Annotated in this window: 16 protein-coding genes; 6 read left to right on the top strand and 10 right to left on the bottom strand. The window is 65.4% G+C overall.

The features are described 5' to 3' along the window. Positions 1-16: 16 nt before the first annotated feature. From IE097_RS14890 to IE097_RS14880, 3 genes are all read left to right on the top strand, one after another. Positions 17-1,504, top strand: a complete 1,488-nt coding sequence (locus IE097_RS14890) for a TrkH family potassium uptake protein (RefSeq protein ID WP_189461644.1) — start codon at positions 17-19, stop codon at positions 1,502-1,504. A gap of 88 nt (positions 1,505-1,592) precedes the next feature. After that, positions 1,593-1,793, top strand: coding sequence for a hypothetical protein (locus IE097_RS14885; RefSeq protein WP_189461643.1), 201 nt, complete (start codon positions 1,593-1,595; stop codon positions 1,791-1,793). Positions 1,794-1,832: 39 nt separating this feature from the next. Continuing rightward, positions 1,833-2,468 (top strand): LysE family translocator, encoded by a 636-nt coding sequence (locus IE097_RS14880; protein WP_189461642.1) that lies wholly within the window; start codon positions 1,833-1,835, stop codon positions 2,466-2,468. A gap of 33 nt (positions 2,469-2,501) precedes the next feature. On the opposite strand, the gene IE097_RS14875 is transcribed toward IE097_RS14880, so the two are convergent. Beyond that, entirely contained in the window at positions 2,502-3,476 is a 975-nt protein-coding gene (locus tag IE097_RS14875) for a GGDEF domain-containing protein (protein WP_229797608.1), read from the bottom strand. 92 nt (positions 3,477-3,568) lie between these two features. Between IE097_RS14875 and mpl the strand changes: the two genes are divergently transcribed. Both mpl and IE097_RS14865 read left to right on the top strand, forming a co-directional pair. Continuing rightward, on the top strand, positions 3,569-4,942 hold the full coding sequence (mpl, locus tag IE097_RS14870; protein WP_189461640.1) for a UDP-N-acetylmuramate:L-alanyl-gamma-D-glutamyl-meso-diaminopimelate ligase: 1,374 nt from the start codon (positions 3,569-3,571) through the stop codon (positions 4,940-4,942). A gap of 69 nt (positions 4,943-5,011) precedes the next feature. Beyond that, positions 5,012-5,710: a hypothetical protein gene (locus IE097_RS14865; RefSeq protein WP_189461639.1), complete on the top strand. Its 699-nt coding sequence runs from the start codon at positions 5,012-5,014 to the stop codon at positions 5,708-5,710. Positions 5,711-5,714: 4 nt separating this feature from the next. Here the strand turns inward: IE097_RS14865 and murB are convergent, their stop codons facing one another. The 6 genes from murB to ppc all read right to left on the bottom strand — a co-directional run bounded on the left by murB (position 5,715) and on the right by ppc (position 16,434). Beyond that, a complete protein-coding gene (gene murB, locus IE097_RS14860; RefSeq protein ID WP_189461638.1) occupies positions 5,715-6,743 on the bottom strand; it encodes a UDP-N-acetylmuramate dehydrogenase in 1,029 nt (342 codons plus the stop codon). A 100-nt stretch (positions 6,744-6,843) separates the two neighbouring features. Next, complete coding sequence (locus tag IE097_RS14855) at positions 6,844-8,451, bottom strand: carbohydrate-binding protein (protein WP_189461808.1); 1,608 nt, start codon at positions 8,449-8,451, stop codon at positions 6,844-6,846. 308 nt (positions 8,452-8,759) lie between these two features. Further along, a complete protein-coding gene (locus IE097_RS14850) occupies positions 8,760-10,391 on the bottom strand; it encodes a chitinase (protein WP_189461637.1) in 1,632 nt (543 codons plus the stop codon). A gap of 113 nt (positions 10,392-10,504) precedes the next feature. Then, the gene (locus tag IE097_RS14845) at positions 10,505-12,526 is read right to left on the bottom strand and encodes a glycosyl hydrolase family 18 protein (protein ID WP_189461636.1); all 2,022 of its coding nucleotides are present in this window, start codon (positions 12,524-12,526) and stop codon (positions 10,505-10,507) included. 628 nt (positions 12,527-13,154) lie between these two features. Continuing rightward, positions 13,155-13,643, bottom strand: a complete 489-nt coding sequence (locus tag IE097_RS14840; RefSeq protein WP_189461635.1) for a hypothetical protein — start codon at positions 13,641-13,643, stop codon at positions 13,155-13,157. A gap of 28 nt (positions 13,644-13,671) precedes the next feature. Next, positions 13,672-16,434: a phosphoenolpyruvate carboxylase gene (gene ppc / locus IE097_RS14835; protein ID WP_189461634.1), complete on the bottom strand. Its 2,763-nt coding sequence runs from the start codon at positions 16,432-16,434 to the stop codon at positions 13,672-13,674. Between the two features lie 107 nt (positions 16,435-16,541). Between ppc and IE097_RS14830 the strand changes: the two genes are divergently transcribed. Further along, the gene (locus IE097_RS14830; protein ID WP_189461633.1) at positions 16,542-17,378 is read left to right on the top strand and encodes a PhzF family phenazine biosynthesis protein; all 837 of its coding nucleotides are present in this window, start codon (positions 16,542-16,544) and stop codon (positions 17,376-17,378) included. 116 nt (positions 17,379-17,494) lie between these two features. Here IE097_RS14830 and IE097_RS14825 read toward each other — a convergent pair whose 3' ends face one another. The 3 genes from IE097_RS14825 to IE097_RS14815 all read right to left on the bottom strand — a co-directional run bounded on the left by IE097_RS14825 (position 17,495) and on the right by IE097_RS14815 (position 21,703). Then, positions 17,495-19,129: a response regulator gene (locus tag IE097_RS14825; RefSeq protein WP_189461632.1), complete on the bottom strand. Its 1,635-nt coding sequence runs from the start codon at positions 19,127-19,129 to the stop codon at positions 17,495-17,497. Between the two features lie 10 nt (positions 19,130-19,139). Then, positions 19,140-21,260, bottom strand: coding sequence for a UvrD-helicase domain-containing protein (locus IE097_RS14820; RefSeq protein WP_189461631.1), 2,121 nt, complete (start codon positions 21,258-21,260; stop codon positions 19,140-19,142). Positions 21,261-21,379: 119 nt separating this feature from the next. After that, positions 21,380-21,703 (bottom strand): H-NS histone family protein, encoded by a 324-nt coding sequence (locus tag IE097_RS14815; RefSeq protein WP_189461630.1) that lies wholly within the window; start codon positions 21,701-21,703, stop codon positions 21,380-21,382. Between the last annotated feature and the right edge of the window lie 100 nt (positions 21,704-21,803).

The following is a 21,803-nucleotide window of genomic DNA, read 5'->3' as shown; positions in this document are numbered from 1 at the left end:
CCAGGGGCCGGCCCTGATGGCACTGCCCGCCGGCATTACCGCGGCGCTGCGCGTACTGCCGGTCGTCAACGTACTGGCCAAGATCGCGCTGCTGTTCTCGTTCACGATGCTGGTACCGATCGGTGCCTCGCTGTACTTCGGCGATGCCGCGCTGTGGCACTTCATCGACGCCTTGGCCGGACTGACGACGCTGAGTCTGATCACCATCGCGCTGACGCGGCGGTTCCGGCGCGAGTTGAAGGTAAGGGACGGCTTCGTTCTCGTCGTCGGCCTGTGGACACTGCTGCCGGCCGTGGCGATGGTGCCGCTGATTTTCCAGATGCCGGGCATCCGGCTGTCGGTCGCCTATTTCGAGGCGCTGTCGGCACTGACGACCACCGGCGCCACCGCGCTGTCCGGGCTCGAGCACCTGCCCGAGTCGATCAACCTCTGGCGCCACCAGCTCAACTGGATCGGCGGCCTCGGGATCATCGTGCTCGCGGTCGCCATCCTGCCGATGCTTGGCGTCGGCGGCATGCAGCTGTTCAAGGCCGAAACGCCGGGGCCGATCAAGGATGCCAAGCTCACCCCGCGCATCCGCGAAACCGCGCGCAACCTGTGGCTGATCTATGCGGCGCTGACCGTCGCCTGTGCGCTGATGCTGCGCTACGTCGGCGGCATGCGCTGGTTCGATGCGGTCTGCCATGCGCTGTCGGCGATGAGCCTCGGCGGCTTTTCGACCTATGACAACAGCGTCGGCCAGTTCGACTCGCCGGTGGTCGAGGCGATCCTGATCGGCTTCATGCTGATCGCCGCCACCAACTTCGCCACCCACTACCTTGCGCTGACCAACCGCAGCCTGAGGCAATACTGGCGCGATTCGGAATTCAAGGCGATGGTGCTGCTGCTGGGCTTCAGCACCCTCGGCCTCGCCGGCTATCTGGTCTGGCAGCATACCTATGCCGATTACCTGACCAGTCTGCGCATGGTGCTGTTCAACCTCGTGTCGATTTCCACCGGCAGCGGCTACGCCAGCACCGACTTCGGTCAATGGCCGATCTTCGTCCCGCTGTGGATGCTGTTCCTGTCCGGCGTCGCCGCGTGCTCCGGGTCGACCGGCGGCGGCATCAAGATGATCCGTACCATCATCCTCGTCCGCGGGGCCAGCCGGCAGTTCACCACGCTGCTGCATCCGAATGCGGTACGGCCCTTGCGCGTCAACGGCATGGGCATCCCCGACCCGGTGGTCTTCGCCGTACTCGGCTTCATCTTCCTGTACTTCATGAGCGCCGTGGTGCTGACCTTCGCGCTGCTCGCGACCGGGCTCGATTTCGTCTCGAGTTTTTCGGCGGTTCTGGCCTGCCTCAACAACGCGGGTCCCGGCCTCGGGGTGATCGGGCCTGCGTCGAACTACGGCGTACTCGAGGACGTCCAGTTGTGGCTGTGCTCGCTGGCGATGCTGCTCGGCCGGCTGGAGGTGTTTTCGGTGCTGGTACTGTTCACCCCGGCCTTCTGGCGCAACTGAGTGCATCCGATGCCGCATGCCGACCGTATGTGGTGACAGGGACGCAATGCGGCAGCCGCCGCAAGGCGGTTCCCTTCGGAGAACGACCATGCGCACCCTGAAGACACTGGCGGCAGCACTTGCACTGACCCTCGGCCTCGGCACGATCGCCTGGGCCGCTGACGATGGTTCGGACCACGGCAGCGGTCTCGCCCAGAGCAACTGGCTGCAGAAACAAGCTGGCCCCGGCAGCAATTCCGGCGGCGGCATGAGCGGAGGTGGCATGGGTGGTGGCATGGGCGGCCGCTAACGCCAACCGCGGTGACGGGGACGTCGATATACTCGCGGTATGGACGTCTTCATCACCGGCTTTCTGCTGTCGCTCTCGCTGTGTCTGGACATCGGCATCGTCAATGTGGCGATGATCGACTCGAGCCTCAAGCACGGCATGCGCTCCGGTCTGCTCGTCGGCCTCGGCTCCTGCTTCGGCGATCTGGTCTACGCGATTCTCTCGCTCGTCGGCATGAGCCTGCTGCTGCAGTTCAAGGCGGTGCAGTGGATCACCTGGCTGGTCGGCGGCACGCTGCTGCTCTGGCTGGCGGTGAAGATGGCACGCGAAGCGTGGCGCGCGGCCAGGCAGCCTGCGCAGGTGGCCGGGAGCGCCGTTCGGCCGCGTTCGCGCCAGCTGTTCAACCGCGGCCTGATGCTGGCGCTGGCATCCCCGTCGTCGATCCTGTGGTTCGCCGCGGTCGGTGGTGCACTGATCGCCAATGCCACCGACGGCAGCGCCGGATCGGCGGTGCGTTTCCTTTGCGGTTTCTTTGCCGGCGGTCTGGCCTGGAGCAGTTTCATCGTCGCAACGGCCCACCATGGCGGCAGGACGCTTGGCCCGCGCTTCATCCAGGGCTGCCACCTCGTTTCGGCGGCGCTGTATCTCTACTTTGCCGTACTGGTGCTCGGCAACGGCGCGCGCACGCTGCTCTAGCGCCGAATGTGGACGCCGATGGCACCAGACCGGTCAGGCAGAGGCGATCTCGGTCCGGCTCTTGCCGGCGTTCTTGGCCCGATACAGCGCCTCGTCGGCGCGCAGCAGCAAGGCACGGCCGTTTTCATCGGGCTGCAGTTCGGCAATGCCGGTCGAAAAGCTCACCTCGACACGCTGGCCCTTGTGCACGAACGGCGTACGGCCTGCGACCGTACGTAGCCGGTCGATGACATAGCTGGCGCCGTTGATGTCGGTATCGGCCAGCAGGATCAGGAACTCCTCGCCGCCGTAGCGGACCAGCAGGTCGCTTTCGCGCAGCACTACCCGAGTCAGGTTGGCGACATGGATCAGCACCTGATCGCCGATCAGATGGCCGTGCTGGTCGTTGATCTGCTTGAAGTCGTCGAGATCGAAAATCACCGCCGTCAGCCGCTGGCCGTTGCGTTGCGCCAGTTTCACCTCGCGCGCCAGATGATGGTCGAGCCCCTGGCGGTTGAACGTCCCGGTCAGCGCGTCCTGTTCAAGCATCTTGCGGTTGAACGCCAGATCCTGTTCGATGTGGCGCACCGAATCGCGGATCGACTGCAGGTCGCTGTGGGATGCCGATACGGTCGAATGGATCGAGTTCGTCGAATTGATGACGCGGTCGAGCAGATCCGCCAGCGTGCTGTGCGTTTCCTCGACGCTGGCCCGCCGTTCGACATGCGCGGCATGTGCGTGCTGCAGCCGGCCAAGGCTGACCAGCATCGCGCTGCGCTCGCCGTCGAGCGTGTCGATCAGTTGCTGCATCGCCTCGCTGGCTTCGCCCACCGCTTCGTCGACCTGGCACAGCACCTGCCAGGCCTGCTGCAAATCTTCCGGCGCCTTGGTCTGTGGCGACTTGATCGTGACGATCGCGTTGTAGAATTGCGCATAATTGTCCGGCGTCGGCGGCAAACCGCGCTCGGCCAGGCGTTTCAGCGCAATCCGGGCAACTTCGACCGGGCTCTCCGGCGAGGTCATGCTCATGTTCTTTTTGGCTTTTTTTGTTCAGGTGGGCGACGGAATTGTACGCGAACAGCCTCAAGTCGTGCCAACCGTCAATCCCCTTAGGGCTATCCATGCATATTCACATTCTGGGCATCTGCGGCACCTTCATGGGTGGCGTCGCCGCACTCGCGCGCGCCGCCGGTCACACGGTCACGGGATGCGATGCCGGCGTCTATCCGCCCATGTCCACCCAGCTCGAAGCGCTCGGCATCGCGCTGATCGAGGGCTGGGACGCCTCGCAACTGAGTCTGGGCGCCGACCTGTATGTCGTCGGCAACGTCGTCAAGCGCGGCAATCCGCTGATGGAAGCCATCCTCGACGCCGGCCTGCCCTACACCAGCGGCCCGGAATGGCTGCGCGACCACATCCTCGCCGACAAATGGGTCCTCGCCGTTGCCGGCACCCACGGCAAGACCACGACCAGCGGCATGCTCGCGTGGATCCTTGAAGATGCCGGCCTTGCACCGGGATTCCTGGTCGGCGGCGTGCCGGAGAACTTCGGCATCTCGGCCCGGCTGCCCGGCCGGCCGGCACAGGACCCGGCCAGCACCTCGCCGTTCTTCGTCATCGAAGCAGACGAATATGACACGGCGTTTTTCGACAAGCGCAGCAAGTTCGTCCATTACCGGCCGCGCACGGCGATCCTCAACAATCTGGAATTCGATCACGCGGACATCTTTGCCGATCTCGCCGCCATCGAGACGCAGTTCCATCATCTGGTGCGCACCGTTCCGGGCAACGGCCGGCTGATCGTCAACGGCCGCGAAGCCAGTCTGGACCGCGTCCTCGAACGCGGCTGCTGGACACCGGCCGAACGCTTCGGCGTCGACGCCGGCTGGGCGATCGGCGCCGTCCATGCCGACGGCTTCGACGTGCTGCTCGACGGTGAACTGCAGGGCCGGCTGGTCTGGTCACTGCTCGGCGAACACAATGCCCTGAACGCGCTCGCGGCCATCGCCGCGGCCCGCCATGTCGGCGTCACCCCCGACGTGGCGATCGATGCACTGTCGCGGTTCCGGAACGTCAAACGGCGGATGGAAATCAAGGGCGAAGCCGGCGGGGTCACCGTCTACGACGATTTCGCCCACCACCCCACCGCCATCGCGACCACCATTGCCGGCCTGCGCCACAAGGTCGGCAAGGCACGGATCCTGGCGGTGCTCGAGCCGCGCTCGAACACGATGAAGCTCGGCACGATGAAGGCCGCCCTGCCCGGCTCGCTCGCCGACGCCGATGCGGTGTTCTGCTACAACGCCAACCTCGGCTGGGATCCGGCCGAGGCACTGGCGCCACTCGGCGCCAAGGCGCGGACCTTCACCGATCTCGACGCCCTGGTTCGGGCTGTCGCGCTGGCCGCCAAGCCGGGCGATCAGGTGCTGGTGATGAGCAATGGCGGTTTCGGCGGCGTGCACGGCAAGCTGCTCGCGGCACTGGGCGGAGTGTGAACGGGTTCTCTTGTCATCGCCGGATCGGGCCACTTAAGCTCGGTCGATATGATGACAGGAGAAACATGCATGAAACGATGGCTCGCCCCGGTGGTGGCATTCGGTTTGCTGGCCAGTCCGTTTGCTGCCGCCGACGATGACGGTGCCCGCTACTGGAGCAGTGGCGGACGCGGCGAAGGCTATTGCGAAATCCGTCAGCGCGTCGACGACCGCGTGGTGCTCGAGCTGCGCGGCAATGACGTCCGCGTGCGCACGCTCGGCGGCGAGCACTTCCCGCTGGGACAGGTACGCTGTTCCGGCCCGCTGCCGGACAATCCCAGGGATTTTCGCGTCGAACTGCGCAGCGGTCGTGGTCACCTGACCCGCGCCGACCCGCCGAGCGGCCGTCGCCCGGCGCAGATCGAACTGTTCGACCCGCGCTCGAGCAACGCGCTCTACATCGTCGACATCCGCTGGCGCGACGATCGCTGGTCCGGAGATGACGATGACCACGACAGCAACAAGGTGGTCAAGCGTTGCCAGAGTGCGGTGCAGGACGAGTTTGCCCGCCGCAACTATGGCGACGGCAAGCTGCGCTTCCGCGGCCAGCCACAGCTCGACCGCAACGGCAATGAAGTGCGGGTGTTCGGCAGCGGCGAAGCGCGCAACCGCAACGACGAGCGCGACCTGCGCTACCAGTGCATGCTGGACCGGCGCTCGGGCCGGGTCCGCTCCGCCGACTACTGGTACGACGGCGGCGCGCTGCGTTCGGTCACGCCGCAGCGTTAGGCGCTTACCACCAGACCGGTTCGGGTTCGATCGGCACGCCGAAGCAGTCCCGGACGCCGGACTGGACCGCGGCGGTCAGCGCAGCCACATCGGCACGTTGCGCGCCGCCGTGGTTGACCAGGACCAGCGCCTGCTTCTCGTACATGCCGACCGGGCCGAGGCAGCGCCCCTTCCAGCCGGCCTGCTCGATCAGCCAGCCGGCCGCCAGCTTGTAGCAACCGTCCGGCATCGGATACGACACCAGCTTCGGATGCGCGGCAACGAGCGCGTCGCGCAGCACTGCCGGGACGATCGGGTTCTTGAAAAAGCTGCCGGCGTTGCCGATCACGGCCGGGTCGGGCAGCTTGCGCTGCCGGACGTTGATCACCGCCTGCGCCACGCCGGCCGGCGTACGCGGCAGACCGGCACCGACCAGCTCGGCTTCGATGTCGCCATAGCCGGTATGCAGCGCCGCGGCCTTGCTCAGCTTGAACACCACCTCGCCGATCAGCCAGCGACCGGCCTCTTCCTGCTTGAACACGCTGTCGCGGTAGGCAAAACGGCAATCGGCATGCGTGAACACCCGCGCACTGCCGTCGGCGAGCCGGTAGGCCGTCAGTTCGACCAAGGAGTCCTTGACCTCGACACCGTAGGCGCCGATGTTCTGTACCGGCGCGGCGCCGACGGACCCGGGAATCAGCGCCAGATTTTCGAGTCCGCCCCAGCCCTGCGCCAGCGTCCACATCACGAAGTCGTGCCAGACCTCGCCGGCACCGGCGGCAACGTAGACCGCATCGCCATCCTCGGCGAGCACGCGACGCCCCTGGATGCCGACCTGCAGGACCAGGCCGTCGACGACATCGGGCAGCACCAGATTGCTGCCGCCGCCGAGCACGTGTTTGGGCATTGCCGCCAGCAGCGTGTCACCGGCGATCCCGGCCAGTTGCGCCGGATCGGCGATCGTCAGCAGCCGGCTGGCGCGAGCCGGCAGGCGCAACGTGTTGTACGGGCTGAGGTCGACGTCGGTCCGGACGTCCGAACTGGAAATGGCCATGATGACTCCGCGAAAGCGCAATTATCGCCGATGCGGGGACGAGGCCAACAGATAAAAAAACCGGGGCCCTCAGGCCCCGGCTGCTCAGCGCATGTCCGGCTTAAAAGTTGCCGAAGATCCTGCTGAAGTCCCACTGCTGCTGCACGATGCCGCTGCACTGCCAGTTGGCGGCGGTGTTGCCGGCGCAGTTGCCGTTGTCACGGCCGAGCGACCAGAACGCCAGCCGGCCCATGCCCTGCTGCACGGCAAAGTCGCGCACCAGTTGCGCATCGGCCAGCGTGAACACCTCGGTCGGATTGTCGTTCTGGCCGATCATCGCCGTCGCACCGATCATCGCCCAGTACTGCGCATCGGTCTTGCCCGGCCACAGCGTCTTGAGCTGCGAGAACACGCCCTGCAGTGCCGACACCGAGCGCGCGCCCATCTGGTTGCCGGAGACACCGTCGTAGTAGTCCATGATCATCGGATTGACGATGGCCACCTCGACGCCGGCGTTTTTGGCCGACTGCAGCACGTACAGGTCGGCCGAAGCGAAGCCGGTCACCGGATGGACACCGAGCGTGAACGACACCGTCAGCGACTTGCCCCTGGCCTTGAAGTTGTCCTGCAGGATCTTCAAGGCGGCGCTGCGGCGGTCGACGACGGCCGGCTCGAGGTTGTTGTAGACGTCGCCCGCTTCCGGATCAAGGTCGAGATGGTCGACGCCGAACTTGTCGAGCTGCGCCTGATAGACCGCGGCAAGACTGGCGGCATCGCTGCAGCGGCGTGCGAGGTCGTTCGCGTTCCAGCCGCCGCTGGAGATGATCACGTCGCCGCCCAGTGCCCGCAGGCCCTGCACCTTGGACAGGATCGTGCCCTCGTCGGACGGCCAGGTGCCGGCGCAACCACCGTTCGAGTTGTAGAACGCCAGCGTGATGTATTTCTGTCCGGTGGCCTGCGACCAGCCGATCGGATCGAAGCTGCCGCTGACGTCGACATACGGTGCAAACCTGAACTTGCCCGAGACCGGGGTCGGGGTCGGGGTCGGGGTCGGGGTCGGGGTCGGGGTCGGCGTCGGGGTCGGGGTCGGCGTCGGCGTCGGCGTCGGCGTCGGGGTCGGGGTCGGGGTCGGGGTCGGGGTCGGGGTCGGCGTCGGCGTCGGCGTCGGCGTCGGCGTCGGCGTTACCGAACCGCAAGGACCGAGGTCTTTCCACGGGCCCCACTGATCGGCACCGGGCACGTCACTCGCACTGGCCCACCACTTTGCCTCCCAGTTCCTGCCCTTGTAGGAGACCGTGCCACTGCTCTGCCCTTGCCAGGCCGGATAGCACGATGTCGGTGCCGGCGTCGGTGCGGGGGTCGGGGTCGGGGTCGGGGTCGGGGTCGGGGTCGGGGTCGGGGTCGGGGTCGGGGTCGGGGTCGGCGTCGGCGTCGGCGTCGGCGTCGGCGTCGGCGTCGGCGTCGGCGTCGGCGTCGGCGTCGGCGTCGGCGTTGCACCAGTGTCGACACCCAGGTCCTGCCACAGGGTCGGTGTTGTCGACGGGGTCCAGCCCGCGCCGACATAGGCGGTATGCGTGGTCAGCGCCTTGTAGTCATGTCCCTGGTAGTAAACGATGGTACCGGCAGCGTAGGTATTGCCCTCGGTCCAGGCCGGATAGGCGGCATAAGCCTGCACCATCGCCAGTGCAGCCGGCATCGCCGCCAATGCAAAACGGTTGAAACGCAACATCGTGTTCACCCTCCTTTTTTGCGTGGGCAAGGCCGTACGACGTCGTCGCGGCAACGGCTGCGCGCGCCTGCACAGTCCGGAACGGCCATGCAGGATGAACGGCCGGACGGCCGCCCAGCAAACGGAAAAACGGAAACGCCATCGGATGCCGCAGGCCGGGACGACATCGAGTCCGGACACGGCCCCCTGACTTCAGCCGGAGCGCGTCACCGCCTGACGGCGGAAAACGGGCAGCGCGCGTGCCGGCACACGGATCCTTCAGGCAAAAAAAAACCGGCCACACACAGTGCGGCCGGTTTGACTGACGCTTACGGCAGCGCCTTCAGGGCAGCCTTGGCCGGCACCGAGAAGTTGTAACCGTCGTGCTTGTCCCAGTTGATCGACCAGGTCATCACGCCACGGTAGTCCGGCAGTGCGGCAGCCGGCTTGATCGTGTCGCAACCGATGATCTGGGTCAGGCAAGTCAGCGCATTCTTGACGGTTGCCGAGGTGACGAAACCGCGACCGGCCGACTGGCTGCCGCTCGGCACACCGAACGCCACCTGATCCGCACGCAGCCCCTTGAAGACGAACGAGCCGGTGCCGTAGTTCGTGGTGAAGCCGTTGATCAGCATCAGCGAACCACCGACCAGTGCATCGACGGTCCCTTCGTTCAGCGTACGGCCGTCGGTATAGGTGAAGCCGCCGTTGTTGTAGTACTGGACGTGGATCACGGTCAGGTCGTCACGCAGGCCGTCGATGATCGGCAGGTAGGCGCCCCAGATGCTGCCGTACGAGACGTAGCCACCCTGGACGTACGGGTGCTCCGGCGCCATCGACAGGTAGAAGTTCGAACCGACCTTGGCCTTCAGCTGCTTCACGGCCTTGACCAGGTTGGCCTGGATCGGTGCGCCGCTGGAAACGCCGCTGCCGCTTTCGAGGTCGAGGTCGATACCGTCGAGGCCGTACTTGGTGATGATGCCGTACAGGCTGTTGACGAAGTTGGTGACGTCGCTGTCGTTGTTCAGCGTCACCGAGCCGTCCTGACCGCCGAGCGACAGGATCACCTTCTTGCCCTTGGCACGCTTGGCGGCGATGTCGGCGATGAACTGCGCTTCGGTACCGGCAGCCGGATCCAGATGGAAGGCGACGGTGCCCGCGCCGGCGTTTTCGCCGAACGACAGAACGATCACGTCCCAGTCATCCGACACTTGGCTGATCGGGAAGGTCTTGCCCGACGGATTCTCGAAGTTGTGCCAGTAACCGACCAGGGCATGCTTGGGCAGCGAACCGGACGGGGTCGGGGTCGGAACAGGCGTCGGAGTCGGGGTCGGAACCGGCGTCGGAACCGGCGTCGGCGCCGGAGTCGGGGTCGGAACCGGCGTCGGAGCCGGGGTCGGCGCCGGAGTCGGGGTCGGAACCGGCGTCGGAGCCGGCGTCGGGGTCGGAGCCGGGGTCGGGCTCACCGGGCCGCAAACGCCCAGATCGTTCCACGGCTTGCCGTCACCGGTATTGCTCGACGGCACGTCGCCCTGTGTCCACCACTTGGCCGAATAGGTGTGGCCGTTGTAGCTGACGGTGGCGCCGCCGTTGTAGGCCGTGCCGGCAGCCCAGGCGGCGGCGGTGCAGCCTGCCGACGGGGTCGGAGCCGGCGTGGGTGCCGGCGTCGGAGCGGGCGTCGGCGCCGGTGTGGGAGCCGGCGTCGGCGCGGGCGTCGGAGCCGGGCTCGGCGTACCGGTGCTGGCACCGACCAGCTTCCACAGCGTCGGGCTGGCCGCCGGGTTCCAGTTCGCACCGACATAGGCGGTATGGGTCACCAGCGCCTGATAGTCGTTGCCGCTGTACGACACGTAGGTGCCGGCGGTATAGGTCTGGCCTTCCTGCCAGGCCGGATAAGCGGCGTAGGCATGCACGGCGAAGAGCGCAGCCGGAATGGCCGCGAGCGCAAAGCGATTGAACATTCACTTCTCCTCACTACTTTTTTCAGCACCCTGTGTCGGTGCCTGTAAAAAGGCCCCCCCGTGCAAACGGGAGGGCCCAGGGGTCACCTACTCATGCGAGTCGGCTCACAGACTTACTGGTTCATCTTGGCCATGGCCGAGGTCAGCTCGCCGTCGGTGGTATCGCCATCCGATTCCCACGCAAAGACGCCGCCCAGACCCTTGCTCTTGGCATAGTCGACCTTGTTCTGGATGTCGGTCGGGGTGTCGTAGCTCCACCAGTTGGTACCGTCGAACTTGTACGACTGCTTGGTCACCGGGTGGTAACGCAGCGTACCGGCAGCGTTCTTCAGCACCTTGTAGTCCTCGATACCGGCTTCGTACGTACCCTTGGCAGCACCGGTAGCGGTCTGGTACAGGCCGTCACCGTTCGGGCCGGCCTTCACACCGGTCCAGCCACGGCCGTAGAACGGGATGCCGAGGTGCAGCTTCTTCGCCGGGGCGCCTGCAGCCAGCAGCGCGTTGACAGCGCTGTCGGTGTTGTAGGTCGAACCCAGGCCCGGCTTGCCGGTCTTCGGATCAAGGTAGTTCGGGCTGGCCGGGTCGGCGTACAGATGCGCCTGGAAGTCGGTCGGACCCTGCGCAGCCCAAGCGCCGTTGTAGTCGTACGACATGATGTTGATCCAGTCCAGATACTGGCTGTACTGGGCCGGTTCGGTCATCGCGATCTTGTCGCTGCCTGCACCGATGGCGACGGTCAGCAGGTACTTCTTGCCGTTGGTCGTGCCGTAGGCGTCGAGCTGTTCACGGAACTCCTTGAGCAGCAAGGTGAAGTTCTGCTTGTCGGCATCGGACACGGTGTTGGTGCCCACGCCCTGAACGCCCGGGAATTCCCAGTCGATATCGATACCGTCGAACACGCCGGCGCCGGTGCCTGCACCACCCGAGTTCGAGCCCGAGTCGTACTTCAGGTTGCCCTTGATGTACTGGTCGATGCACGACGACACCAGTGCCTTGCGGCCTGCGTCGGTAGCTGCAGCTGCCGAGAACCACTTGGACCAGGTCCAGCCGCCCAGCGAAATCAGCGTCTTCAGTTGCGGGTTCTTCGCCTTCAGCTTCTTCAGCTGGTTGAAGTTGCCCTTCAGGCTACCGACACCATCGGCACCCCACGCATCGGCCACACCGTCGACCGACTCGGCAGCCGAGAAGCCCTTGTTGTAGGCCGCCCACGAGTCGCCGCCGTCGCCGTTGCCGGACTCGGTGCGGGTGATGCTGGCGTCGCACTTATAGGTACCGTCGGCTTGCTTGAAGATGTTGCCGAACGAGTAGTTCAGGAAGGTCAGTTTGGCAGCCTGGCCGCTGGTCTGGACGTTCTTCAGGAAGAAGGCGCGACCGTAGATCGACCATTCGGCGAAGTACGAACCCACTTGCTTGCTGCCGCTCGGGGTCGGAGCCGGGGTCGGAGCCGGGGTCGGAGCCGGGGTCGGAGCCGGGGTCGGTGCAGGCGTCGGAGCCGGGGTCGGGGTCGGAGCCGGGGTCGGTGCAGGCGTCGGTGCAGGCGTCGGTGCAGGCGTCGGTGCAGGCGTCGGTGCAGGCGTCGGTGCAGGCGTCGGAGCCGGGGTCGGCGTGCCGGTGGTGCAGGCGCCGAGGTCGGTCCACGGCTGGCCTTCGCCGGTGCTGCTCGACGGTACGTTGCCTTGCGTCCACCACTTGGCCTGATAGTTGCGGCCGTTGTAGCTCACCAGAGCGTTGCCGTTGTAGGCAGTGCTGGCGTTCCAGGCTGCGGCGGTGCAGCTGCCGGCCGGGGTCGGAGCCGGGGTCGGAGCAGGCGTCGGCGCCGGGGTCGGAGCCGGGGTCGGAGCCGGGGTCGGAGCCGGCGTCGGCGCCGGGGTCGGAGCAGGCGTCGGCGCCGGGGTCGGCGTGCCGGTGCTGGCGCCGATCAGCTTCCACAGCGTCGGGCTGGCAGCCGGGTTCCAGTTGGTACCGACATAGGCGGTATGGGTCACCAGCGCCTGATAGTCGTTACCGAGGTACGACACATAAGTGCCAGCGGTGTAGGTATTACCTTCGGCCCACGCCGGATATGCTGCATGAGCCTGGACAGCGAACAGCGCGGCCGGAATGGCTGCGAGGGCAAAGCGATTGAATTGCGACATTAGAAGCGTCTCCATCCTCTTATGATTTGGCGTTATTCACGCGCATCCACTGGTCATATCGATCGTCTTTATTGAGTCAGTTTTTTGTCAGACTTTTCGATATCACCAAGCTGCAAACGCTCACCTTGGGGTGTAGTCGCTTGCGGTGTGGTTCATTAGCGGGGAGCGGGGAACCAAAGTCAATATCCAAGCCGGGGGCCGTTTATCGGCCGGATAGACGTCATTTCGGGTGTGTAGTGGTTCGCTACCAGAACCGAGGACGACCTTCATGTTGCAACGCAATAATTTTGCCGAAACTTCACGAAATCCGCACATAACCTGCATATTCGCTTGCACTGCACCGCAACATGTGAAATATCTGATGTAGGTTTTTGATGCAGCACGATGTAGTTAGTCGCCAAGAAACTACAGACAACGTTGCAGGCACCACAGCATCGCCGTACCGTTTCCGGAACGCTTCGACGACGATGCAGACAATGTCACTGTCTCAAACCGTACAAACAAAAAACAAGCACGTAAGAGTTAGTGCAATGCGGGGAAAATCCACCGTGCTTCAGACGGTCTTGTCTGACGGACAAGCGGTAGAAACTGGTATTACACAGTGGATCGCAATGGCATCGCGCCATCGTCAAGGACGGTTACCCAGATCCCAGCGGGCGCAGTACCACTTGGTCTGGCGGTTGGCGAGACCGACCAGCACGCTGCCGGTGGCGGAGAGGAAGCGCGGATAAGGCCCGGGCAACGGTGTGAAGCGCATGCCGAGCCTGTCCTCGAGCCGAGCCCGGACGGCATCGACCGGCTGGGGGATCAGCGCCCCGACCATCAGCGCACCACTCTCGGGCGGATTGGTGAACACTTCTTTGGCCAGCACGCCAGCGAGGTCCGCGTTCTGTGCATCGAACCAGTCGGCCCCGCCCCAGCTGCGCAGCGGCTTGCCGAGATGGCGACGGAAGTAGTCCTGCCAGTAGCCGGTCGACCATTCACCGCGACACGACAGTGCCGCTTCGAGACGGTCACCGAAATGCGACGGCAGGGGCGCGCCCTTGGCCGCCAGCGCCGGCAGGCATGAAAAAACCGCCATGCACAGCGGGGCGACAAAACGCGCGAGCCGTGTCATGGCGGTTTTCGTTCCGGGCGGAAGCGCGTCAGCCGCTGTTGCGCAGGCCGGCAGCGATACCGTTGATGGTCAGGTGGACCGCGTGCTGCACGTCCTCGCTCTCGTCACCGGCGCGCAGGCGCTTGAGCAGCTCGACCTGCAGATGGTTGAGCGGATCGAGATACGGCAGGCGGTTGTCGAGGCTGCGCGACAGCATCGGATTGTCCGCCAGCAGCTCCTCGTGCTCGGTGATCGCCTTGACGACGTCGACCGCGCGCTGCCATTCGGCCTTGATCCGCCCGAAAATGCGGCGGGCCAGGTCCTGGTCGTTGACGAGTTCCGAGTAACGCGCGGCAATGGCGATGTCCGACTTCGCCAGCACCATTTCCATATTGGAAATCGTCGAGGTGAAGAACGGCCAGTCGCGGTACAGCTTGCGCAGCGTCTCGAGCCCCGGCTCGCCGGCGGTGTCGAGGTATTCGGTGACGGCGGTGCCGAAGCCGTACCAGCCCGGCAGCATCAGCCGGCACTGCGACCACGAGAACACCCACGGAATCGCGCGCAGGTCGCCGATCGAGTTGGTCGCCTTGCGGGCGGCCGGACGCGAACCGATGTTCAGGCTCGGGATTTCGCCGATCGGCGTGGCTTCGCGGAAGTAGGTGACGAAGTCCGGCGTCGCGAACACCAGATCGCGGTAGGCGCGGTAGGCGCGTGCCGACAGGTCGTCCATCAGCGCCAGCGCAGCCGGATCGTCGGTCTGCTCGCCATTGTGCTTCGGCAGGCTGGCTTCCAGCGTTGCCGACACGAGGATTTCGAGGTTGCGGCGACCGACTTCACGGTCGGCGTACTTGGCGGCAATCACTTCGCCCTGCTCGGTGATGCGGATCTGGCCCGCGACCGAACCGGCCGGCTGCGCCAGGATCGCATCATGTGCCGGACCGCCGCCACGGCCGACGGTACCGCCACGGCCATGGAACAGGCGCATCTTGAAACCGGCCGCATCGAAGACCTTGACCAGCGTCTGTTCGGCCTTGTAGAGCTCCCAGTTCGACGTCAGGTAGCCGCCGTCCTTGTTCGAGTCCGAATAGCCGAGCATCACTTCCTGCACGCCGTTGCGGCAGCCCAGCATCTGGCGCCACTGCGGAATCGCGAACAGCTCGGTCATGATCTCGCCGCAGATGCGCAGGTCGGGAATCGTTTCGAACAGCGGAATGATGTTGATCTTGGCTACCGTCGTCGGCGCCAGCTGCACCAGGCCGACTTCGTTCAGCAGCACCGCGACTTCGAGGATGTCCGACACCGACTCGCAGTTCGAGATGATGTAGTTCGGCAGCACCGCCTCGCCGTAGCGCGACTGGATTTCCTCGGCGGCACGGTAGATGTCGATTTCCTTCTGCGTCTCGGCCGTGTACTCGATGTACGGGCAGATCAGCGGACGCGGGCTGGCCAGTTCGCGCAGCAGCACGACGCGGCGGCTGGCCTCGTCGAGCTTCAGGTAGTCCTCGAGTCCGGCCTTTTCGAACAGCTCGGCGATCACCTTGTCGTGGATGCCCGAGTTCTGGCGCATGTCGACCGGCGCCAAATGGAAACCGAACACGCTGACCGCGCGCTGCAGCCGGCGCAGGCGGCCCTGGCTGAGCTTGGCCGCACCGTGCGCCTTGAGCGAGTTGGCGATCACCGACAGGTCGGCGGCCAGCTCCTGCGCGCACTTGTAGGGCTCGGCGCGCACCACGTCGTGCAGCGTCTGGTGGAAGGTGCCGATCTTGACCGCGGTTGCGAAAATCCGCGCACCGACATGCGACACCGCCAGCCGGTACGGTTCCTCGCCCTTGTGGGCGATGTCGTCGGGGCTCGCCTTGTCGGCCAGCTGCTGCAGCGTCGAATCGACCTGGACAAGGCGGGTCGACATCGAGAGCTCGCCTTCGAGCTTCTGGCACTGCTGATAGTAATAGTCGAGCGCAACGCCGGACTGACGCGACACGGCGTAGCGCATCACGTCGGCGGTCACGAACGGGTTGCCGTCGCGGTCGCCGCCGATCCAGCTGCCGACCTGGAGGAAGTTCGGCAGTTCGACCTTCTTGCCGGTCAGCGCCGCGAGCTTGTCCTCGAGGTCGAGGATCAGCCGCGGAACTTCATGCAGGAAGGAATTGCGGAAATACGTCGTGCCGTTCTCGATTTCGTCCTGCACGCGCAGCTTGACCGTGCGGATCTCGCGCGTCTGCCACAGCGTGATCAGCACGCGTTCGAGTGCGTCCTGATTCGCCTGCAGCTCCTCCGGCGTCATCGCATTGCGGTCGCGCTCGGCCAGCAGTTCACCGACGGCGCGGTGACATTCGAGGATGGTCTTGCGCTTCACCTCGGTCGGGTGCGCGGTCAGCACCGGCACGATGAGCGTTTCGTTCAGCAGCGAGAGGATTTCGGCCGGCTTGACGTCGCGCGCGCCGAGGCTCTCGATCGCCGCTGCGATGCTGCCGCGCTGCGGCGCGGAACCGGCGATCTTGTGCGCCCGGCGACGCCGATTGTGGTGCAGATCTTCTGCTATATTCGAAAGGTGGGAGAAAGAACTGAAGCCGCGGACCAAGGCCATCGCATCGGCCAGATCCAGCGCCGACAGTGCTCTCGCCAGCGCCTGACCGGCCGCCGGGTCATGCCCCTGTACGTATTTGAGCGCCAACTCGCGGATCGCTTCAATCTGCTCGGCGGCAGCGTTTCCGGTTTGTTCACGAATGGTATCGGCCAGCACGCGGGACAGGAGGTCCAAATCGCGCGCAAGCGGCAGGTCTTTCTCGGCAATCGGTTCTAGTACGGACATGGGCGGCTCGGCAGCGGCTATTTATAGGCAAAATGTTCCCCATTGTAGCAACAAGTCGCCGCAACAGAAGCCCTTAGCCACCGCTTTGCCCCATCGGAGCGCCTTCCTTGCAATACCATTTTTTCCTGATCAACGGTTTTGCCGAGCGCCGCGCCTCCGGCGCCCCTGTGGCGGTCTTCTTGGTCGATACCCTGCCCGACGAAGCGGTGATGCGGCAACTGGCCTACCAGTTGAACCAGCCCGAGGCGGTGTTCGTCACCGCCAACGGTGATGCGATCCGCAGTGTGGCGCCGCAGTTTGCACTGCCCTTCTCGGGACTGGCCCAACTCGCCGCCGCCGCCGTCCTGCACCAGCAGACCGGCCGCTGTCCGGACAGCCTGCCGGGACGCTACGGCCCGATCCGGCTTTCGCATGACGACCATACCTACTGGTTCCGGGCCTGGGCCAACCGCACGCAGCCGGCGGCGGCCGGCACGATGGAGCTCGCCAGCGCGCTCGGCGTCGACGCCAGGGACATCGCCGCACAGGCGCTGACGGTCGACACCGGACTGGCGCAACTGATGGTACCGCTGCGCTCGCGGCAAGCCGTACTGCAGGCTGCACCGCATCCGGCCTTGTTGGCGCAGGTCGCCGGCAACGGTCAGCATATCGCCCAGGCGGCGCTGTGGCACCGCGACGGCGACATCGTGATGCTGCGTTTTTTCAGCAGCGATTCGTTCAGCGTGTACGAGGACTTCGGCGCCGGTGGCGCCGTCGCCAATCTGGGCGGCTGGCTGCTGGCGACCGGCGACGACGCGCCCTGTCGGCTCAAGATCGAGCAGGGGCACACGATCCACCGTCCGAATACCCGGCTGTCGGTCCTGCATCTGCAGATCGGTACCGATCGGGCCATCGGCGTCGGGGGGCGGTTCTGGCTCGTCGGCGAAGGCAAGGTCGAGCTCTGAGCCGGCGTCACGCGGCAGCCTGAAACGGCAAGCAACCGCCCGACCCTGCAATGCCTGCAGGCGATTCAAAAAGTCGTTGCAAGGCAAGCGCGTGCCCGTCGTGTTGCACCTGCCGTTCAGGTTTCGCTACCGTGTCCGGCGTCGATACCGAAGCGGCGTTGCGTTCGCAGCCAGACTTCCTGCAGCTGCCGTGCACGGCCGTTGCCCGGCTCGATCCGCATCACCCGTTGCACGCAGGTCTGGGCAATCTGCATGTAGCCGGCATCCCAGCCCATCCGGTTGACGCAGGTCAGCAGCGCATTGGCGGCGTTGAGCAACACGCCGACATTGCCCGGCAGCCGGTCGAGCGCGGCAATGAAGCGTTCGGCCGCGCCGCGCAGATCCCCTTCCTGGGCGGCACGCACCGCCTCGTTGTTCAGCTCGACGATATCGCGCGCAGCTTCCTGGATCAGTGCCGCACCGGCTTCCGGACGGCCCATGTCGGCATAGAGCGTTTCGACGCCCGCGACGATTTCGGCATCGTCATGACGATTGCTCAGTGCCCGGCGTACCAGCTTCTCCGCATCGCCGCCATCTCCGAGTGCCACGCAGGCCTGCGCCGCCTCGAGCAGCGCGCCGGCCGGTGCGTCGTCACGTGCCGCCAGCCGCGTGGCCGCGCCGGCGATCAGCTTGCGTGCCTTGTCCTTTTCGCCACTGTGGATGAAGGTCGTTCCCTCGATCATCTCGGCCACCGCCTGCGCCACGTCGTCGCCGCGGAAATCGTGCATCAACTGCGCCGCAGTCCGTCGTGCCGCACCGATGTCGCCCTGCGCCAGCTGAACCCGGGCGAGTTCGCCGTACAGCGCCGGATCGCGCCAGAAGGACCCGCGGTTGAGCTGAACCGCCTGACTCAGCGCCGCCTGCGCGACGTCGAGCACGCCGTTGCGCTGCGCCAGACGCCCGCGGGCCCGCTGGCGACGGGCGACGAGCGGCGAGCGTGCCACCGCCTGTTCGAGTACCACTTGCGCGGCTTCGGTCTCGCCCTGCGCACTCAGGGTGCGGGCGAGCCCGTCGTAGGCATCCATCACCAGCTCGTGCTCGGTCTTGACCCGCTCGAACAGCAACCGCGCCTCGTCGTACTGCTTGAGTGCGAACAGCGATCGCGCCAGCCCCATCTGCGCCCACGGCCAGTCGCCGTCGGCAAGCTGTTCGCGGTAGAAGTCGCGCGCCATCGTGTGCTCGCCGAGCAACCCGAGCAGCCGGCCCTTGTGCCGCAGCAGGTCCGGCCGTTCGGCCGGCGTCGCGTTCGACAGCTCGGCATTGCAGGCGGCAATCGCCGCAAGGTAATCACCGGCCCGACTGGCGTCGTCGATCGCCCGCAACTGACGCTTGCGGGCAATGGCGCGCGCCAGACGCTGGAGCAGGTCGCTGCTGGAAAACGGCTTCAGCAGATAGGCATCCGGCGTCAGCTCGGCAGCACTCATCACCTGGGCCAGCCGCCGCTCGCCGGTCACGATCATGAACACGCACGAGGGCTTGAGCAGCTGCTGGGTCTGGCAGGCCTCGAAGAAATGCAGCCCGTCGAATGACTGGCCGAGGTCGTACTCGCACAGCACGATGTCGTACGGCGTCTGCTTGAGCTTGGTGAACGCGTCACCGGTCCGTGCCGCGTAATCGACATCGCCGGCACCGGCCTCGAGCAGGCCGCGCGCCAGCATGGCCCTCGCCTCGGAGGCCGGTTCGATCACGAGGGCACGGCTGGCTTGACTCATCGGCGGCAACTCAGTCGGTCAATGGTTCGAGTTTGGCATATGCAACGGCCAGCCACTTGACGCCGTGCTCGCGGAAATTGACCTGGACGTTGCCGCCCGCTCCACCTTCGTGATCCACGACAACGCCGATCCCGAACTTCGGGTGTTTCACGTTCATGCCGATCGCCAGTCCGTGATCCGGCGTGGACTTGCGCGCCGGCGCCGTTACGACGGCCGCCTGCGGCGCGTAGCCGCGGTTGAGGAAGTGCAGCAGGTCCTGCGGAATCTCGTTGAGAAAGCGGCTGGCGACCGCATAGCGGGTCTGGCCGTGCAGCATCCGGCTCTGCGCCAGCGTCAGGTACAGGCGTCGCCGCGCGCGCGTGATCGCCACATACATCAGCCGACGCTCCTCCTCCAGCCCCTTCGGGTCGCCGGCACTGTTGTCGTGCGGAAACAGGCCCTCCTCGATTCCGGTCAGGAACACCGAGTGAAACTCGAGCCCCTTGGCCGAGTGCACCGTCATCAGCTGGACCGCCGCCTCGCCGGCACCGGCCTCGCGCTCGCCGCCCTCGAGACTGGCATTGGCGAGGAAGGCCGCGATGTCGTTTTCGTCCTCGGTGACGAAGGCAGCTGCCGCGCTGACGAGTTCGCCGAGGTTGGCGAGGCGCTCCTCGCCGTCCTTGTCGTTGCGGTAGTGCTCGCCCAGACCCGACTGCTCGATCACCAGCGACACGAGTTCGGGCAGCGCCAGACCTTCGCCGTCACGCCGCATCGCATCGACCAGATGCACGAAGCGGCCGACCGCCGCCGCACTGCGGCCGGCGCCGCCGGAGCAGGCCGCCTGCCACAGGCTGGTACCAGTGACGCGCGCGGTTTCCTGCAGGGTTTCGATGGTGCGGTTGCCGATGCCCCGGGTCGGGAAATTGATGATGCGCAGCAAGGCGTTGTCGTCGTCGGCATTGGCGATCAATCGCAGATACGCCAGCGCATGCTTGACCTCCTGCCGCTCGTAAAAGCGCAAACCGCCATAGACGCGATACGGAACGCCGGCCTGCACCAGCGCATGCTCGATCGCGCGCGATTGCGCATTCGAGCGATACAGCACGGCAATTTCATCGGCCTCGATCCCGTCGCGGGTCAGCTGACCGATTTCATCGACGACAAAATCGGCTTCCTCGAAATCACTGGCGGCCTCGAAAACGCGAATCCGTTCGCCGCCGGCTTCCGAGGTCCACAAGGTCTTGCCCAGCCGCTCGCGGTTATTGGCGATGACGGCGTTGGCCGCATCGAGGATATTGCCGTGAGAGCGGTAATTCTGTTCGAGCCGGATCACGTGGCGGACCGCATAATCCTTCTGGAAGTCGAACATATTGCCGACATTGGCACCACGGAACGCATAGATCGACTGGTCGTCGTCGCCGACGGCGAAAATCGCGTTATCGGGGCCGGCCAGCAGCTTCAGCCAGGCGTATTGCAGCCGGTTGGTATCCTGGAATTCATCGACCAGAATCTGCCGGAATCGCGAGCGGTAATGTTCGCGTAAAGATGCATTGCGATCGAGCAGCTCGTAGCACGCCAGCAGCAATTCGGCAAAATCGACGACACCCTCGCGACGGCATTGCGTTTCGTACTCGGCGTAGATGGCCCGCAATGTGCGCGAGTAATCGTCCCATGCCTCGGCGACACCGGCGCGCAGGCCGTTTTCCTTCTGGCCGTTGATGTAGTTCTGCACCGTCTTGGGCGGGTAGCGCTCGTCGTCGATCGCCAGCGCCTTGAGCACGCGCTTGATTGCCGCAAGCTGGTCGGCCGAATCGAGGATCGCAAACGTCGCCGGGAGGCCCGCATCGCGATGGTGCAGGCGCAGCATGCGGTTGCACAGGCCGTGGAAGGTCCCGATCCACAGGCCGCGCGGGTTGAGCGGCAGCATGGCGGTCAGCCGCGCCAGCATTTCCTTGGCGGCCTTGTTGGTGAAGGTCACCGCCAGTACCCCGGCCGGACTCAGCTGGCCGGTCGACAGCAACCAGGCGATGCGCGTCGTCAGTACCCGGGTCTTGCCGCTGCCGGCACCGGCCAGGATCAGCGCATGCGCCATCGGCAGTTCGACCGCGGCGGCCTGTTCGGGGTTGAGGGACTCGGTCAGTGGATGCGCCATGAGAAAACAGCCCGGGCAAAACGGCGATTGTACCGGTTCTGCCGGCAACGCTCGAATGCCGCTGGACATGAAAAAAGGCAGCGCGAGGCTGCCTTATTCCAGAGCGTCCATCCGGAGGATCAGACGCGCAGATCGTCGAGCGATTTGCCGGCGGCGAGCCAGTCGATCGCCCATTGCGGCTTGCGGCCGCGGCCCGACCAGGTCTGGCTCGGGTCATTCGGATTGGCAAACTGCGGCTTGCCGGCAACGGCCACTTTCTTGCCGAGCTTTTTGGCAACTTCGACGCCAAGCACTTCGTTCAGCGAGAAACCCTTGGCGGCGGCCAGATTCTGGATTTCGACCAGCAGATCGTGCTTGTCGGTCACCTTGCGGTTTTCGATTTCGACGGCGATCTTCTTTTGCAGTTCATACAGCTGCGGCAGGCTGAAGCCGGACAGTTCCATCAGTCGCTCCTTGTTCGGGGGTGTAATGACGATATGTCATATTTCCCGATCAATTATGCACAGCCATTCCGGGCATTACAAGCAAACTGCGAATCCAATT

The sequence above is a fragment of the Jeongeupia chitinilytica genome (genome assembly GCF_014652315.1).
Lineage (GTDB): Bacteria > Pseudomonadota > Gammaproteobacteria > Burkholderiales > Chitinibacteraceae > Jeongeupia > Jeongeupia chitinilytica.
Note: the sequence above shows the minus strand (reverse complement) of the source record. Positions and strands in the feature narration are given on the sequence as shown.